14 protein-coding genes are annotated in these 14,154 nt (G+C 45.4%); all 14 read right to left on the reverse strand.

What is annotated here, in order from left to right; genetic code table 11:
- Positions 1 to 22: 22 nt before the first annotated feature.
- A complete protein-coding gene (gene crcB, locus Phpb_RS14755) occupies positions 23 to 397 on the reverse strand; it encodes a fluoride efflux transporter CrcB (protein WP_065391099.1) in 375 nt (124 codons plus the stop codon).
- Between the two features lie 139 nt (positions 398 to 536).
- Positions 537 to 1,502 (reverse strand): lipoyl synthase, encoded by a 966-nt coding sequence (gene lipA / locus Phpb_RS14760; protein ID WP_036776751.1) that lies wholly within the window; start codon positions 1,500 to 1,502, stop codon positions 537 to 539.
- Positions 1,503 to 1,612: 110 nt separating this feature from the next.
- A complete protein-coding gene (gene lipB, locus Phpb_RS14765) occupies positions 1,613 to 2,254 on the reverse strand; it encodes a lipoyl(octanoyl) transferase LipB (RefSeq protein WP_065390997.1) in 642 nt (213 codons plus the stop codon).
- Between the two features lie 130 nt (positions 2,255 to 2,384).
- Complete coding sequence (ybeD, locus tag Phpb_RS14770; RefSeq protein ID WP_011145617.1) at positions 2,385 to 2,648, reverse strand: DUF493 family protein YbeD; 264 nt, start codon at positions 2,646 to 2,648, stop codon at positions 2,385 to 2,387.
- Positions 2,649 to 2,807: 159 nt separating this feature from the next.
- Positions 2,808 to 4,019, reverse strand: a complete 1,212-nt coding sequence (gene dacA / locus Phpb_RS14775) for a D-alanyl-D-alanine carboxypeptidase DacA (protein ID WP_065391100.1) — start codon at positions 4,017 to 4,019, stop codon at positions 2,808 to 2,810.
- Between the two features lie 161 nt (positions 4,020 to 4,180).
- Positions 4,181 to 5,191: an endolytic peptidoglycan transglycosylase RlpA gene (gene rlpA, locus Phpb_RS14780; protein ID WP_065390998.1), complete on the reverse strand. Its 1,011-nt coding sequence runs from the start codon at positions 5,189 to 5,191 to the stop codon at positions 4,181 to 4,183.
- 13 nt (positions 5,192 to 5,204) lie between these two features.
- Complete coding sequence (mrdB, locus tag Phpb_RS14785) at positions 5,205 to 6,317, reverse strand: peptidoglycan glycosyltransferase MrdB (protein ID WP_065390999.1); 1,113 nt, start codon at positions 6,315 to 6,317, stop codon at positions 5,205 to 5,207.
- A gap of 8 nt (positions 6,318 to 6,325) precedes the next feature.
- Entirely contained in the window at positions 6,326 to 8,221 is a 1,896-nt protein-coding gene (mrdA, locus tag Phpb_RS14790) for a peptidoglycan DD-transpeptidase MrdA (RefSeq protein WP_065391000.1), read from the reverse strand.
- Between the two features lie 39 nt (positions 8,222 to 8,260).
- Positions 8,261 to 8,731 carry a 23S rRNA (pseudouridine(1915)-N(3))-methyltransferase RlmH gene (gene rlmH / locus Phpb_RS14795; protein ID WP_065391001.1) on the reverse strand — a complete coding sequence of 157 codons (471 nt, stop codon included), beginning with the start codon at positions 8,729 to 8,731 and terminating at the stop codon, positions 8,261 to 8,263.
- Between the two features lie 2 nt (positions 8,732 to 8,733).
- Complete coding sequence (gene rsfS / locus Phpb_RS14800; RefSeq protein WP_074525019.1) at positions 8,734 to 9,060, reverse strand: ribosome silencing factor; 327 nt, start codon at positions 9,058 to 9,060, stop codon at positions 8,734 to 8,736.
- A gap of 98 nt (positions 9,061 to 9,158) precedes the next feature.
- On the reverse strand, positions 9,159 to 9,836 hold the full coding sequence (gene nadD / locus Phpb_RS14805; protein WP_065391002.1) for a nicotinate-nucleotide adenylyltransferase: 678 nt from the start codon (positions 9,834 to 9,836) through the stop codon (positions 9,159 to 9,161).
- Positions 9,820 to 10,860: a DNA polymerase III subunit delta gene (gene holA / locus Phpb_RS14810; protein ID WP_065391003.1), complete on the reverse strand. Its 1,041-nt coding sequence runs from the start codon at positions 10,858 to 10,860 to the stop codon at positions 9,820 to 9,822. Before holA ends, nadD begins: the two co-directional genes overlap by 17 nt.
- Positions 10,857 to 11,405 (reverse strand): LPS assembly lipoprotein LptE, encoded by a 549-nt coding sequence (gene lptE, locus Phpb_RS14815; protein ID WP_165603303.1) that lies wholly within the window; start codon positions 11,403 to 11,405, stop codon positions 10,857 to 10,859. Before lptE ends, holA begins: the two co-directional genes overlap by 4 nt.
- A gap of 13 nt (positions 11,406 to 11,418) precedes the next feature.
- Positions 11,419 to 14,001: a leucine--tRNA ligase gene (gene leuS / locus Phpb_RS14820; RefSeq protein ID WP_065391005.1), complete on the reverse strand. Its 2,583-nt coding sequence runs from the start codon at positions 13,999 to 14,001 to the stop codon at positions 11,419 to 11,421.
- Positions 14,002 to 14,154 lie beyond the last annotated feature (153 nt).

A 14,154-nucleotide genomic window follows, 5' to 3' on the forward strand; every position in this document is an offset into this window, starting at 1 on the left:
GTGATATGTAGGTAATTTTAATTTAAAGTTCATTCATCAATACAAAAGCTAACATGGTCATTAATAATGATCCAAAAAGATTAAGCAAAACTGTTCCCAGCGCCCATCCTAGTTTTCCTTCCTGTAACAAATAAACCACTTCAACAGAAAAGGCGGAAAAGGTTGTTAAACCGCCACAAAAACCGGTGGTCAACATCAATTTCCAAGCCGGATCGAGATGGGTAGATTTATTAAAATAGGCCAATCCTAGTCCGATAATTAATGCACCGATACAGTTAACAGTAAGGGTGCCAATCGCGATATTAGAAGAAATATTATTAAGGCGGAGGCTGATAAACCAGCGTAATACGCTGCCAAAGCCACCTCCGATAAATACTGCCAGAATAATATTAGTCATAATATACCCGTCATCTTTCAAGTTGCCTCTTTGTTGGCTGCACTCGCTCACCCCGGTCACATAGTTTGCTATGCTCTCGGGGATTCACTCCCTTGCCGTCGCTATGCAGCTTGAAATCCATAGGGTATAAGAAACTGGGTTATTTGACCTCTTCACCTCTGGCTTGCAAGTCAGCATGATAAGAAGAACGAACAAATGGACCGCAGGCAGCATGGGTGAATCCCATAGCTAACGCTTCTTCTTTCATCTCATCAAATTCCTGTGGGCTGACGTAACGTTGTACCGGTAAATGATGACGACTAGGTTGTAGGTATTGTCCCAGAGTCAGCATAGTCACACCGTGGCGGCGCAGATCGCGCATAACATCAAGAATTTCTTCGTTGGTTTCTCCGAGACCGACCATCAGACCTGACTTGGTTGGAATATCAGGGTGGGCTTCTTTAAACTTTTCAAGTAATTTTAGTGACCACTCATAGTTTGCACCAGGGCGCACTTGACGGTAAACCCGAGGTACGTTTTCCAGATTATGGTTAAAGACGTCGGGTGGTGTTGCTGTCAGTATTTCAAGTGCGCGATCCATGCGTCCACGGAAATCAGGCACTAAGGTTTCAATTTTGATGGATGGATTTTTTTCACGAATAGCAGAGATACAATCAGCAAAGTGTTGAGCACCACCGTCACGTAGATCATCTCGGTCAACGGAGGTGATGACAACGTAGCGCAGAGCCATATCTTTAATGGTTTGTGCCAGTTTTACCGGTTCGTTGGTGTCAGGTGCCATTGGGCGGCCATGTGCAACATCACAGAAAGGGCAACGGCGGGTGCAAATTGCGCCAAGGATCATGAAGGTTGCTGTACCGTGATTGAAACATTCAGCCAGGTTAGGGCAGGACGCTTCTTCACAGACGGAATGCAGACCATTTTTGCGCATGGCGGATTTGATGCCCTGAATGCGGCTGGAATCCGCAGGAAGTTTGATTTTCATCCACTCAGGTTTACGCAAGATTTCTGTACGTTCGGTCATCACTGTTTTGACCGGGATCAGCGCCATTTTGTCTGCGTCGCGGTACTTTATGCCGCGTTCCATCTGAATTGGTTTACTCATAATCGTGCTGGTTCCAGTGTTAAATTCATCAGGTTGAGATTTATCATTCAGTCTACTGTATGACAAACCATTAAAAAATTTTTGAAAAATGTTAAAAAATTATAGCATCTTTAATTGTTCAATTTAAATCCTAACTGATGGCAAAATTTCTCCACCAGAATAGGCTGTACTTGCTCAACAGTAATTTCAGGAACTAAATCACTGAGTTGAATCATTTTCATGCCGGCATAGCCACAAGGATTAATACGTAAAAAGGGTTCTAAATCCATTGCGATATTGAGGGCTAACCCGTGGAAAGAACAACCTTTGCGTATCCGTAATCCAAGAGAGCAAATTTTGGCTTCATTGACGTAGACACCGGGGGCATCCGGGCGGGCATAGGCTTCCACACCAAAGTGAGCAAGAGTTTTAATGACAGTATCTTCTATCGCCGTAACCAGTTGCCGTACACCAATTTTGGCGCGTTTGATGTCAATCATGACATACATAACCTGTTGGCCAGGGCCATGATAGGTGACTTGTCCACCACGATCGGATTGAATAATCGGAATATCACCAAGGAACAGTAAATGTTCAGCTTTACCTGCTTGTCCTTGAGTAAAGACTTTTGGATGCTGTACCAGCCAGATTTCATCAGGTGTATTAATATCTCGCTGCTCAGTAAATAAGTGCATTGCATCAGAAATCGGCCCGTAGGGTTGTATTCCTAATTGACGTAAGAAAATCGTTTTATGTTGCAATTGAAACTTCATTTGATAGCTATAAGATTTGGTCAGTATAACCCTCGGAAGAGGTTCTCTCCAGTTTAGTGCACCTGAAATAGTGGTATTTCTGATAGATAAAGAATCCCCTGTGAAATTATAGGGGATTCTTTGGCTTCTATTACAACACGACCCGTACCAGTTCAAGGTTACCTAACTCTTCATACAGCGTTTCTACTTGTTCAATATGAGTCGCATTGATGGTAATGGATACTGAGTGGTAGTTGCCTTTGCTGCTTGGTTTCACTTGTGGAGAGTAATCGCCCGGTGCATGGCGTTGAACTACCTCAACGACCTGATTGACTAGCTCAGGCTCCGCCAAGCCCATCACTTTGTAAGTGAATGAACAAGGGAACTCAAGCAGTTCATTTAATTTCGTTTTCATGGGCGCTCCTGTTTTTGCTTTCCGCGATAGGTACGGTCAGTTTCTTCTGTAAAATTTGATACTTCCCCCGCCTTAAAATGCGGGGGCATTTGCTGCGATCAGGCGGTAGCCCGCGATTCGCTTTGGCGGGCTCTGTTTATCGCTTAATTATTTCAAGAATTAGCCAAACCAATGATGAAATAATAGCTTGATGTAATCGATAAAGCGGCTGAAGATACCGCCTTCTTTTACTTCATTCATGACGACTAAAGGCCGTTGTTCAATAGTCTTACCATCAAGTTGAAAGTTGATAGTACCCACGACTTGGTTTTTCTCCAGTGGTGCATGTAATTCACTATTATTCATGACATAGCTGGCTTTCAGATCTTTCAGACGACCACGGGGAATAGTCAGATAAACATCTTTATCAACTCCTAACTGAACCCTATCGTTATCTCCAAACCAGACTGGTTCAGAAGCGAACTCTTTGTTTGCTTGCAGAGGAGCAACAGTTTCAAAGAAACGGAAACCCCAGGTCAGTAGTTTCTTACTTTCTGTTTCCCGGCCTTTATAAGTGTGGCCGCCTAATACCGCAGAAATCAGACGCATATCGCCTTCCATTGCAGAAGCGACCAGGTTATAACCCGCTGCGCTAGTGTGGCCGGTTTTAATACCATCGACATTCAAGCTCTTATCCCATAACAAGCCGTTACGGTTTGTCTGACGGATATTGTTATAGGTAAACTCTTTTTCTTTATAGATGGCGTATTCTTCGGGAACATCACGGATCAGCGCTTGACCAATCAGTGCCATATCACGGGCGGAGCTGTATTGGCCTTCTGCATCCAGACCATGAACGGTTTTGAAATTCGTATTCTTTAATCCAAGCGATTTCACATAACCATTCATTAAATTAACGAAAGACTCTTGGCTACCGGCAACATAATCTGCCATTGCAACACAGGCATCGTTACCGGATTGCAAGTTTATACCGCGGGATAACATGGAAACCGAGACTTGATCGCCTGGCTTGAGGAACATCAGGGAAGAACCTTTAAATACCGGATTACCTGTTGCCCATGCGTCAGTACCGACAGTGACCATATCATTTGGATGGATTTTGCCTGATTTAATTGCTTGACCAATGACATAACTGGTCATCATTTTTGTCAGACTGGCAGGATCACGGTGTGCGTCTGCATTCATTTCAGCCAGCACCTTGCCTGAATTGTAGTCGATAAGGATATAAGCTTCCGCATCGATCTGAGGCACGCCTGGGATCATCGTTTTCAGGTTGACATCATTTCCATCGGCAAAGGCAGAAGCACTTATTGCCAGCGCGACACCCAAGGCGGCGCTTTTTATAAAATGAGAAGTGGTTGTATATTTCATGGTCGGTTGGACAGCATCCGTGAGAAAAGGTTGATATCGAGCCACATCATAGCAAATGAAAAAAATACTGACATTGCCAAATTTTGACAAGACTCGGGTTGACATTTTTTTACTCCTCTTACTGATATCTGAATCAAAGTGAGGTATCAGTAAGAGAACAATTAAGGGCTGACGATAAAAGAAGATTGTTGTATCTGGTCAGCTAGTTTTTGTTGTAAATCGGCAGCTTGCTGGCGATTGTTGAATGGCCCCAACTGTACACGATAAACGTTACTATGTTGAGTTACGCGTCCTTGAACGTTAAAGCGTTGCGCCAGTGTTTGTTGCCACTCTTTTGCTCGCTGCTCACTGCTAACAGCGCCAACCTGAACCATAAAACCATTCGCTGAGGCGGCTGTCGGTGCTGTTACTATCGAAGTACTGTTTGTAACAGGTTTAGGGGGTTGCAGCTTCATTGCGGGTAGTTGCTCGGTAGTTTCCGGTTGTGCCATCAATGATTGAGTCTGTTCTACCGGCTGATTTGTTAAAGGCTGGCTGCCAGTCTGATCAGGGACGTTCTCCATTGTTGGCGTTCCTAATGGGCTGGTTGTCAGCGTTGGTCTACCCGGTAGAGCGTAACTCTGTTTAACTATCTGGCTGCCAATGGTACCGGGACCAGAGACAGAACCGTCTTGGGCCACCTCAATAAAATCAACCTTAACTTTGGTACTTTGAGTCAGGTTTAAGCGTTCAGCAGAAGCCTTCGATAGATCAATAATTCGTCCAGGTTTATAAGGACCACGGTCATTGACTCTAACAATCATCATACGGCCATTGCTTAAGTTGGTCACACGGACATAACTTGGAATTGGTAGGGTAGGATGGGCGGCTGTCAGCGCATAAGGATTAAAACGCTCGCCAATTGCGGTCATTTTGCCGCTAGATTCCTCACCGTACCAACTCGCATAACCTGTTTCACTGAACTGAGAAGGATTTTGCACAATGTGATAAGTATGTCCGTTCACCTGATAATCATTATTGGCGCTAGGGTGATAAGGTTCGTAGCGAGGTTCTGCTCCCAGAACATCCTGCGTTGATACTGTGGGTAACGGGGAAGGTTTTTGTTTGTCAGGAGTAGTACAGCCGGATAGCAGGGCTGCAATCATGCCAAGTATAAGCCAGTGTTGACGCATTGAAACCTCTTCTCTATAAACTTTTAGACAACAATTTTCGGTGTGTGTGAATCGACATGATAATGCCGAAACCAGCCATTAAGACGATTAACGCTGAGCCGCCATAACTGACAAATGGCAAGGGAACGCCTACTACAGGCAGGATACCACTCACCATGCCGATATTGACGAAGATATAAACAAATAGGATTAACACCAGGCCGCCAACTATAACCCGGCCAAAAGTGTTCTGTGCCCTGGTTGCGATGACCAGCCCACGTATAATTAATAACATATATAATGTTAATAGCAGTAGTACGCCAATTAAACCAAGTTCTTCCGACAGTACGGCAAATATGAAATCTGTATGACGTTCCGGCAGAAATTCCAATTGAGATTGTGTTCCTAATAGCCAGCCTTTACCTGATAAGCCACCGGAGCCAATTGCGATTTTTGATTGAATAATGTGGTAACCCTTACCTAGCGGATCGCTTTCTGGATCAAGTAGCATCATGACGCGATCGCGCTGATAGCCATGCATCAGGAAGAACCACAAAATGGGGATAAAGCAGGCTAATAGTAGAGCTGCAATACCGATCAATCGCCAACTCATGCCAGAAAGGAACAAAACAAACAGACCGGAAGCCGCGATCAGAATTGAAGTCCCCAGATCTGGTTGAGCGGCGACCAGTAGAGTAGGCAGAAAAATGAGCATCAGAGCAATGGTGGTATTTTTCAGAGAGGGGGGGCATAAATCGCGGTTCATAAAGCGTGCGATCATCAGTGGTACTGCGATTTTGGCAATCTCAGAAGGTTGGAAACGGATGATGCCTAAATCCAGCCAGCGTTGTGCGCCTTTACTTATTTGCCCGAAAGCATCGACAAAAATCAGTAAAATGACACAAACGATATAGAGATGGGGGGCCCAGCTTTCATAAACTCTTGGAGGAATCTGCGCCATGATGAGCATGACAACCAGTCCGGCGCCAATTTGGCCCATTTTGCGCTCCATCATACCCATATCTTGACCGCTGGCGCTCCACATAACAAAAGCACTGTATATCAGCAATGCCAAAATGCACAGGAGTAACGGTAGGTCGATATGTAATCTGGTCCAGAGAGGAACCCTTTTTTGGTTTTCTGTCATGGTGTTAATCAGTCACTTTCTGTTCCGGGGGTAGTAGGGACCGCATTCGGCAATGTTGTGTTGTTATCCCCTAATAGTACGTGGTCGAGGATTTGGCGAACAAGGGTTCCTACTGCTGGACCTGCGCCTCCATTCTCTAAAATAATGGAAAGAGCTACGGTCGGATTTTCATACGGCGCGAAAGCAATCATCAGCTTATGATCCCGTAAATGTTCAGCAATTTTACTGGCGTTGTAGGTTTCATAACTGTAGACCTGTGCTGTTCCCGATTTGGCCGCTGCTTTATAAGGCGTGCCGGTAAAACTCTTGTGGCCGGTACCGTTTGGTAAGTTGGCAACACCGTACATGCCACTTTTTGCCAATTCCCAATATCCTGAATGGATATCGCCAATCTGGATATTTTCTGTTTGTTGATAAGGGATCATCTCACCTTTCAGCTTCTTGCTTAGCAGCAGATGTGGTGTTTTTACATTACCGTCGTTAATTAAGGTTATCAGTGCTTTTACCATTTGAATGGGTGTTGCTGTCCAATATCCCTGGCCGATACCAACAGGAATGGTATCTCCTTGGTACCAAGGTTTTTTATATTTCCTTTGTTTCCATTCGCGAGTAGGCATGATACCGGTGCGTTCTTCGGCCAGGTCGATGCCAGTATATTCACCATAGCCGAACTTGGTCATCCATTCGGATAGACGATCAATTCCCATATCATAGGCAACTTGATAGAAGAAAGTATCCGCTGATTCTACAATGGCTCTATGCGCATTGAGACTACCATGTCCCCAACGTTTCCAGTCACGGTAGCGTTTTTCTGAACCCGGTAATTGCCACCAACCCGGATCAAAAATGGTGGTATTTTTATTGATAACGCCTGTGCTTAGTGCTGCAACGGTGATAAAAGGTTTCACTGTCGAAGCTGGAGGATAGATCCCTTGAGTAGCACGATTAATAAGCGGTCTGTCAGGGTTGTTTAATAATTCCTGGTAGTTCTTATTGGAGATGCCGTTTACGAATAGGTTTGGATCATAGCTTGGGTTAGATACCAGCGCCAGAATTTCCCCATTACGTGGATCACTGACAACAACCGCAGCACGGCTGGTTGTGAGGAGTTTCTCAATGTAGATCTGCAATTCGAGATCGATAGTGAGGTAAATATCTTGTCCGGCCTGTGGTGGTTGTTCATGTAATTGGCGTATCACTCGGCCACGGTTATTCACTTCGACTTCTTCATAACCTGTTTTGCCGTGTAAAACAGTTTCATAGTAGCGTTCAATACCCAGTTTGCCGATGTCATGGGTAGCGGCGTAATTAGGTAAAATACCTTCTTTATCCAATCGTTCTACATCTTTATCATTAATTTTGGCCACATAGCCGATGATATGTGTCAGTGCTGAACCATAAGGATAGAAGCGGCGTTGGTAACCTTTTATTTCAAAACCGGGGAAACGGTATTGGTTAACGGCAAAGCGTGCGACTTGAATATGATCAAGCGACGTTTTTAGTGGGATAGAGGTAAATCGGCGCGAACGCTTACGCTCTTTTTCAAAGTTGGCAATGTCTTCGTCAGTCAGATCGATAACATTACGTAAATCATTCAGCGTTTGCTCAAGGTTTTCTACCTTTTCGGGGATGATTTCCAACTGGTAGATGGTTCGATTAAGCGCCAATGGGGTTCCGTTACGGTCATAGATGATACCGCGGCTTGGCGCAATTGGAACCAGTTTAATCCGGTTTTCGTTTGAACGGGTTTGATAGTCTTCGTGGCGAGTAATTTGTAAATGGTAAAGATTGGCGATCAGGATACCAGTCAGTACCAGGATGATAATAAACGCCACCAATGCGCGGCGAGCAAATAGGGCTGATTCAGCCGTATAATCACGAAAAGGGGTACGTTTATTTTTCATCCCATTGCCAGAATTCGCTTTTATCCGTTGATAACCAAATTATTCCCGATGATAGGGATGATTGGTGGTAATGCTCCATGCCCGGTACAGGCTTTCCGCAACCAAAACCCGGACTAGAGGATGGGGTAAGGTCAGCGGTGACAGTGACCAGCTTTGTTCCGCGGCGGCTTTACATGCTGGAGCGAGACCTTCTGGCCCGCCTATCAATAAACTGACATCTCTACCATCTCGCTTCCAATGTTCAAGTTGTTGCGCCAGTTGAGGTGTTTCCCAACGGGAACCCGGAATATCCAGGGTAACAATACGGTTGCCTTTGCCAATAGCGGCCAGCATCTGTTCGCCTTCTTTTTCCAGAATGCGCTTAATATCCGCATTTTTACCCCGTTTGCCAGCCGGAATTTCTACCGATTCAAATGGCATATCTTTAGGAAAACGGCGCAAATAATCGATAAAGCCGGCCTGTATCCAGTCCGGCATTTTTGTACCTACAGCAATTAATTGCAGCTTCAAACTCAGCTCCAGAGCTTTTCAAGTTCATACATGCGGCGGCTCTCTTCTTGCATGACATGTACGATAACTTCACCGAGGTCTACGACGATCCAGTCAGACACGCCTTGCCCTTCAACACCAAGTGGGATAAGGCCGCTCGCACGACAGTCATCAACCAGATTATCTGCGACAGACATCAGATGGCGGTTAGAGGTTCCGGTGCAGATAATCATACAATCGGTAATACTGGATTTCCCTTGGACATCTAGGGAAACGATATCTTGTGCTTTGGAGTTTTCAAGCTTATCAATAACAAACTGTTGGAGTTCTTTACCTTGCAAAAGGCTCATCCTTATTTTTTATCACAATTGATTAAATAGTGCGGAATAATAGCATGTCAGGTCACTTAAGGGTAAGCCAACTAAGCGACTAATCGAGGTAGATTTCGCTATTGGCGATATAACCCCTGTGAGTCTATATACTTTTGTACTGCAAGGGGGAGTAAATCGTCACAACTTAACCCTTGCTGGTGGCGTTGACGAATGTCTGTTGCTGAGATAGGCAGCAGTGGCGTATCCGCCAGATAGATATAACCGTTAGGTTGACTACCAAGCTGGTTTGGATCGCAGATTTGATGTTCTGTAAACCATTGTTGCATTTTAGTTGTGGAAAATTGGGTTTGATAACCAGGACGAGCGCAAACCAGTAAATGGCAGAGATTCAGCAGTTCTTGCCAACGATGCCAAGTATGCAGTGATAATAGAGCATCTTGGCCGATTATGAATGCCAGTGGTTGCTTGTTGCCAAGTTCCTGACGGAATGACTCTAGCGTATCAATTGTGTAGGAGGGGATGGTGCGCTCCAGTTCACGCTTATCGACGGTAAACAGAGGGTTATCTTGTACAGCCAGTTGTACCATTTCAAGCCGCTGTTGTGCGGAAGCTTCTGGTTGTGGGCGGTGTGGCGGGACGTGGTTTGGTAGTAAAATCACTTGTTTCAGGCCAGTTTGATATGCAAGGGTTTCAACTGGTTGTAAATGCCCGTAATGGATGGGATCGAATGTTCCACCAAATAGTGCTTGAATAACGGGTTGTTTCGGGCAAGTAGAATTAGTGGTATGAGGCATTAAGCAAGCTCTCAGGTAAGGTTTTTCCACATAACAGCATGGAAAGAGTTTCTAAATCTGACCAAATAGACTGGCCGTAATCCTGTTTGATCTGGCGTTCCATCTGTACAAGTAAATGAATTGCTCGCTGCAAATCATATTGAGTGAGACGTTGCAGCGCACTTGTCAGTAATGGGCGACGGTTTTGCCATACCCGATGCTGATCTAACAGCGTTTTCATCGGGGTTGTGGTACTTTGGCGTTTCAGTGTGAGTAGCAGCAGCAATTCCCGCTGTACGGTACGTAATAGAATAACAGCTTCGCAATCTTCCTGTTTTAACTGTTTCAAAATATGCCAGGCTCGTTTTGCTTTACCCGCTAATAACGCGTCTACCCAGTGATAAGGTGTAAAGTGAGCCGCATCATTCACAGCATTTTCAACACGATGTAAGGTCAGTTTACCATCAGGGTATAGCAGGGAGAGGCGCTCAAGTGCTTGAGCTAACGCCAGTAAATTTCCTTCATAACAGTAACACAGTAGTTGATTGGCCTGTTCTTCCAGCGTCAATTTCATGGCTTTGGCCCGTTGTGCAACCCATTGCGGCAGACGGTGCTGTTCGGGGGGCTGACAACTGATATAAACACCGTTTTTTCCTAGTGCTTTGAACCAGTTACTGTTCTCCTGAACTTTGGTCAATTTCAGACCACGTAGTATTAACAGTATATCTGGGTGAAGAAGCCCTGCCAGTTTTACCAGTTGTTCAGCCATTGCTGCGTTAGGGCCATTTTCCGGCAGAAGCAAAGTGAGTGTTTGACGGCTAGCAAATAGACTTAATGACTGACAGATACTGAATATTTCATCCCACTCAGTATGATTATCCAGTGCATAGGTGAAGTGTTCAGTGAAAGCGTGTTTTTCAGCAGCTTTGCGGATGTGATCCTGGCTTTCCTGTAATAGTAGGGGTTCATTACCCCATATCAGATAACAGTTTCGCAGCCCTTCATTGAGCTGCGAAATTAGTTGTTCGGGATAGAGTTTGATCATTGTGCTCGCGCAGCTTGCTGTTCCGCCTGTTTTTCTCTGGTTTTCTGCTTTTCTGCGTTGTGAACAGTCAATAACTGGCGAACTAACCCGCGAGCGGCTTGTTCACGCATTTCCTGACTGATTATCTCGTTTTCAGCATCTTTCGCCAGGGCTTCTAATGGGTTGTCGAAAAAAGATCGGTCAACCCTAGATCGCAACGGGTATATGCTGCCGTCTGGCATAATGACTTGTGCATCAACGTACAGTGTCAATTGGCGCTCAGCAGCCTTACCATCTTGGAAAACAGAGACAGTATCTTTATTTTCAGAAGAGCCGATTAACTTCAAAATAGGAGTATCAGCGCTGCCATCCTCAAGGATAGTGACGTTATTCAGACGAAGCTGTTGGCGAACAGAACGGGCTAGTGGCCCATATGGGTCACTGCTTGTTAATTGCAACTTTTTGAGTTCCGGCGGCACCTGAGTGGTGCCGCGCAGATGAAAACCGCAGCCAGCGGTGACCAGCACCGCCAACCCCAGCAACAACGTTAAAATACGATGTCGCACATTGCCTCCTTTATCAGCCGACGACCAGATTCAGCAGTTTGCCTGGTACATAAATGACTTTGCGAATAGTGACGCCTTCAAGATATTTCGCCACACCATACTCTTGTGCTGCCAGATCATGAACATATTCTTTAGTCGCATCGGCTGGCACAGTAACACGACCACGCACTTTACCGTTAACTTGAATGACGACTAGCTTGGTATCTTCAACCATTGCCTGTTCATCAGCTTGTGGCCAATCAGTCGTATCAATGTCTCCTTCACCACCCAGAGCTTGCCACATAATAAAGCAAGCATGAGGTGTTATTGGTGACAACATACGGACAACCGCCAACAGAGCCTCTTGCATCAGAGCGCGATCCTGCTCAGTTTCTTGTGGTGCGCGGGTCAGTTTATTCATTAATTCCATTACCGCGGCGATAGCAGTATTGAATGCCTGACGGCGCCCGACATCATCTGTGACTTTAGCGATGGTTTTGTGCAGATCTCGGAATAGATCTTTTTGTTCCACTGTCAGGTTTGTGATGTCCAGCGGTTGAGTCGCCCCTTTGCTGCTATGTTCATAAACCAGGCGCCATACACGTTTCAGGAAGCGATTTGCTCCTTCAACGCTGGATTCTTGCCATTCTAATGTCAGCTCTGGTGGAGCCGCGAACATCATAAACAGGCGAACGGTATCAGCACCATATTTTTCTACCATCAATTGTGGATCAATACCGTTGTTTTTAGATTTAGACATTTTGCTCATGCCGGTATAAACCAGCTCATGGCCTTCTTTATCCGTCGCTTTAACGATACGGCCTTTATCATCACGCTCAACAATAGTATCAGCTGGGGAAACCCAGATTTTTTCACCATTTTTGCCGATGTAATAAAAAGCATCAGCTAGAACCATGCCCTGACATAACAGGCGTTTAGCGGGTTCATTGGAACTGACCAAGCCCGCATCACGCATCAGTTTGTGGAAGAAACGGAAATACATTAGGTGCATGATGGCATGTTCGATACCACCGATGTATTGGTCAACTGGCAGCCAATAATTAGCAGCTGTTGGATCGAGCAAGCCTTTGTCATAATCTGGACAGGTGTAGCGAGCGTAGTACCAGGAAGATTCCATAAAGGTATCGAAGGTATCTGTCTCACGTAGTGCCGGCTGGCCGTTGATAGTGGTTTTTGCCCATTCAAGATCAGCTTTAATTGGGCTGGTGATGCCATCCATTTTGACATCTTCCGGCAGAATAACAGGCAATTGATCTGCTGGAACCGGAACAACTGTGCCATCTTCCAGCGTTGCCATTGGAATAGGAGCGCCCCAGTAACGTTGACGGGAAACCCCCCAGTCACGCAGACGATAGTTGACTTTACGCTTACCTACGCCCATTTCCACCAGTTTATCAGCAATGGCATTAAAACCGGCTTCGTGATTCAGACCGCTAAATTCACCGGAATTAAACAGAACATTCTTATCCGTTACCGGGGCTTCATGAACATTGGGTTCATTACCTTCACTGTCCAGAATGACAGCTTTCATTGGCAGGTTATATTTTGTCGCAAATTCCCAATCGCGTTGATCGTGGCCGGGAACTGCCATGACAGCACCGGTGCCGTATTCCATCAGGACAAAGTTTGCAACCCAGATTGCCACTTTCTCTTTGGTCAGTGGATGAATAGCAAACATACTGGTTGCCATGCCTTTCTTCTCCATTGTTGCCATATCTGCTTCTGCAACTTTGGTATTACGGCACTCATCAATGAAAGCAACCAGTTCGGGGTTATTTGTTGCTGCTTGTTTTGCCAGAGAATGTCCTGCGGCAATCGCAACATAAGTGGCGCCGAGGAACGTATCAGGACGGGTAGTATAGACGGTCAGCTTCTCCTGACTATCAACCACATCAAAAGTAATTTCTACCCCTTCGGAGCGACCAATCCAGTTGCGCTGCATGGTTTTGACTTGTTCAGGCCACTCTTCCAGCGTATCCAGATCATTTAACAACTCTTCGGCATAATCAGTGATCTTGATAAACCATTGAGGAATTTCTTTACGTTCAACTTTAGTGTCACAACGCCAACAACAGCCATCGACCACTTGTTCATTAGCTAAAACGGTCAGATCGTGAGGACACCAGTTAACTGCGGAAGTTTTTTTATAAACCAGGCCCTTTTCATACAATTGGGTGAAGAACCACTGTTCCCAACGGTAATATTCCGGTGTACAGGTTGTGACTTCACGATCCCAATCGTAACCGAAGCCCAGTGTTTTCAACTGACCTTTCATATATTCGATGTTGGCATAGGTCCACGGCGCAGGTGCGGTATTGTTTTTGACCGCGGCCCCTTCCGCAGGCAGGCCAAACGCATCCCAACCGATAGGTTGCAGGACATTTTTACCCAGCATACGCTGATAGCGGGAGATAACATCGCCGATAGTGTAGTTGCGTACATGGCCCATGTGTAGTCGGCCAGAAGGGTAAGGTAGCATGGACAGGCAGTAATATTTTTCTTTGCTGTTATCTTCTGTCACTTTAAAAGTTTGCTTCTCTTGCCAGTGAAGCTGAACTTGCGGCTCTATATCTTCTGGACGGTATTGTTCTTGCATGGCACCGATAATCCTATGGTGAGTAAAAAGCTACGCTGGTAGCAATCATTTAATTGGTAAAATATGAGATCGGCATAGCATATCTGATTTAATATATAAGAAACAGTGGTTCTGAGGGAAAATCCGATGGCGACGGGGGGCGCCACCGGAGAT

It is taken from the genome of Photorhabdus namnaonensis (assembly GCF_001684335.1).
GTDB classification, from domain to species: Bacteria; Pseudomonadota; Gammaproteobacteria; order Enterobacterales; family Enterobacteriaceae; genus Photorhabdus; species Photorhabdus namnaonensis.